The sequence below is a fragment of the Acidisphaera rubrifaciens HS-AP3 genome (genome assembly GCF_000964365.1).
In the GTDB taxonomy this organism is placed as follows: domain Bacteria; phylum Pseudomonadota; class Alphaproteobacteria; order Acetobacterales; family Acetobacteraceae; genus Acidisphaera; species Acidisphaera rubrifaciens.
In genome coordinates this window covers 1-3,054 of record NZ_BANB01000313.1, presented here as the reverse complement: position 1 = coordinate 3,054, position 3,054 = coordinate 1, and the positions used below count along the sequence as shown (strand labels likewise).

The window sequence follows — 3,054 nt, the reverse complement described above, 5'->3', positions numbered from 1 at the left end:
GGCCGCCGACGCGCTCGCGGAACTGGCGCTGGCGCTCGATCGCCACCGCCCGGCGGATTTCGTCTATTGCGACGAGTCCCGTATCGACCCGACGACGCAGGAACGCACGCCGTTCTACAAGCCCGGCTGGTCGCCCGACCTGCTGGCGGCGACCAACTATATCGGGCGATTCTGGCTGGCGACGGGGCGGCTGCTGCGAACCTGCGGGCTGGACGCCGAGGATCTCGTGACCGCAGGGGATTACGACCTGGTGCTGCGCGTGACCGAGGCGGCGCAGCATGTCGCGCACCTGCCGCGCCTGCTCGCGCACCGGGAGGCGGCGGCCCTCGACACCGACGCGGCGGAACTTGCGGCGCTGGAGGCCATGCGGGTCCGGCGCGGCCAGACGGGATCGACCGTGCCCGGCCGGGTACCCGGCACGTGGCGCTTCCTGCCGGCCGCGCGGGCGCGCGGGCTGGTGTCGATCATCATCCCGACCTGCGCGGCGCACGGCCATATCCGCACCTGTCTGTCCACCTTGCGGGAGCGGACCTACTACCGCGACTTCGAGACGGTGGTGATCGACAACATCCCGGCGGAGCAGAGCGAGTGGAAGGAATGGCTCGGCGCCACCGCCGACCGCGTGGTGGAGATCGCGGAGCCGTTCAACTGGTCGCGTTTCAACAACCGCGCGGTCGCGCAGGCGCGCGGCGAATGGCTGCTGTTCCTCAACGACGACGTGGAGGTGATCGAGGGAGACTGGCTCGACCGCCTGCTCGACGCGGCGTCCGAACCGGGTGTCGGGACCGTGGGCGCGCGCCTGCTCTACCCCGACGGGAAGCTGCAGCACGGCGGCATGTTCCTCGCGAACATGGGGCAGGCACGGCACGCGTTCCGCTTCCTCGACCGCGAGGAGGGCGGGTATTTCGGGCTCGCGATGACGCCACGCGACGTCAGTTCGGTCACCGGCGCGTGCCTGCTGGTCAGCCGCGCGACGTTCGACGCGCTCGGCGGTTTCGACGAGGCGCACGACGTCATCAACAACGATCTCGATTTCAACCTGCGGACGGCCGAGTCGGGACGGCGCGTCGTCTACGCCCCCGATGCGACGCTGGTGCATCACGAACTGGCGAGCCGCGCGGGCATGCAGGACCGCTTCGACACCGCGGCGTTCGAGACACGCTGGGCCGCGCGCTTCGTCGAGGGCGATCCCTATTTCAACCCGAACCTGCTGAACGACGAGGACGGGCTGACGCCGAGCGACGAGCCGCTGCAGGCCGTGTTCAGCAGCGGGCCGATCATCCCGCGCGCGGAGGTGCGCCGCATCCTTGCGGTCAAGGTCGATCACATCGGCGACTTCATCACCGCCCTGCCGGCGCTACGCCGGCTACGCCGGCATTTCCCGGACGCGCGGCTGACGGTGCTGGCCTCGAGCGCCGCGCGTGCCTTCCGCGCGCTCGAACCGTCGATCGATGAGATCATCGAGTTCAACTTCTTTCACGCGAAATCGGCGCTCGGCCGGCGCGAGGTGACCGAGGAGGACATCGCGGCGCTGGCGGAGCAGCTGCGTCCCTATGCGTTCGACATCGCCGTCGACCTGCGCAAGCATCTCGACACGCGCAAGCTGCTGCGCGCGTCCGGGGCGCGCGTGCTGGCGGGCTATGACCATATGGGCCAGTTCCCGTGGCTCGACGTCGCGCTGGAGTGGGAGGGCGACCGGAACCTGCAGGCGAAGCGCTACCACATCACCGACAATCTTGTGCATCTGGTGGACGCCGTCGCCGCCGCGACGGAACCGCCGCACGCCCCGATCCGCGGCGACGTCCTGGCGACGATCGACCTCGGGGACGTGCTGACGCCCTCGCTGCGGCGACTGTTCCGCCGGCCGGTCGTGTATGTGCATGCCGGTGCCGGTAACGATCTCAAGCAATGGCCCATCCCGTATTTCGCGACCCTGATCCGGCTGCTCGTCGATCGCGAGGGCGTCAACGTGCTGCTGATCGGCGGCCCCGACGAGGCGGAGATCGCGGCCGAATTGCAGGCCGCGGCGGACCGCCCCGGCCGCATCGGCTGCGTGGTCGGCGCGGTGCCGCTGGGACAACTGCCGGCGCTGCTGGCGCGCGGCGCGCTCTACATCGGCAACGACAGCGGGCCCAAGCATATCGCGGCGGCGGTCGGCATCCCGACGCTCGGCATCCACAGCGGTACCGTCGATGCGGTGGAGTGGGCGCCCGCCGCGCCGGACGCGCTTGCCCTGCACCGGGCGACCTCGTGCAGCCCGTGCTACATCGCGGCGGCCGATCTCTGTCCACGCCAGCTCGCGTGCCTGACGCTGATCCAGCCGATCGATGTCTATCGCCACTGCGTCCGGCTGCTCGCCCTCGCGGCGGCCGACCGGCAACCGGCGCTGCCGGATGCGGCCGGCAAGACGGCCGCCGATGTCGCGGCCGACACCATCGGTGAAATCGCGGCGGTCGCCTGACCGGGCGCGGCCGCGGGTTCAAGCGGGCACGTCTCAGGCGGGCACGTTCATCCGGCGGATCAGGTTCGTCGTGCTGTGCCCTTCCTCCAGCTCGATCAGCCCGACCTCGCCGCCATAGGCGCGCACCACGTCGCCGCCCACCACCTCGTCGATCGCATAATCCGCGCCCTTGAACAGCACGTCGGGCCGCAGCGCGCGGATCAGTTCGAGCGGCGTGTCCTCGTCGAACAGCACGACGAGGTCCACCGCGCCGATCGATGCCATCACCGTCGCGCGCGCCATCTCCGCCTGCACGGGCCGCGTCGGCCCCTTCAGCCGCTGCACCGAGGCATCGGTGTTCAGGCCCAGAACCAGGCGATCGCACCGTGCGCGCGCCTTGTTCAGCAGCCGCACATGGCCGGGATGGATCAGGTCGAAACACCCGTTGGTGAAGCCGATGCGCGCCCCGCCGCGCCGCCATTCCGCGACGCGCGCGACGGCGTCGTCGCGGCTGACCGTCTTGTCGTCGAGCGAGAGCAGTTCGCGCCGATGCAGCGCCGCGATCAGCTCCGTCTGGCTCACCGTCGCGGTGCCGGTCTTGCCCACGGCGACGC

2 protein-coding genes are annotated in these 3,054 nt (G+C 70.6%); one reads left to right on the top strand and one right to left on the bottom strand.

Features of this window, described 5'->3' with window-relative positions:
- Window positions 1–2,461, top strand: a 2,461-nt coding sequence (locus B8460_RS10255; RefSeq protein ID WP_048861504.1) for a glycosyltransferase family 9 protein, incomplete at its 5' end; no start/stop codon positions are given.
- A gap of 33 nt (window positions 2,462–2,494) precedes the next feature.
- On the opposite strand, the gene rfaE2 is transcribed toward B8460_RS10255, so the two are convergent.
- The coding region (gene rfaE2 / locus B8460_RS10250; protein WP_048861503.1) for a D-glycero-beta-D-manno-heptose 1-phosphate adenylyltransferase at window positions 2,495–3,054 on the bottom strand (560 nt) is incomplete at its 5' end.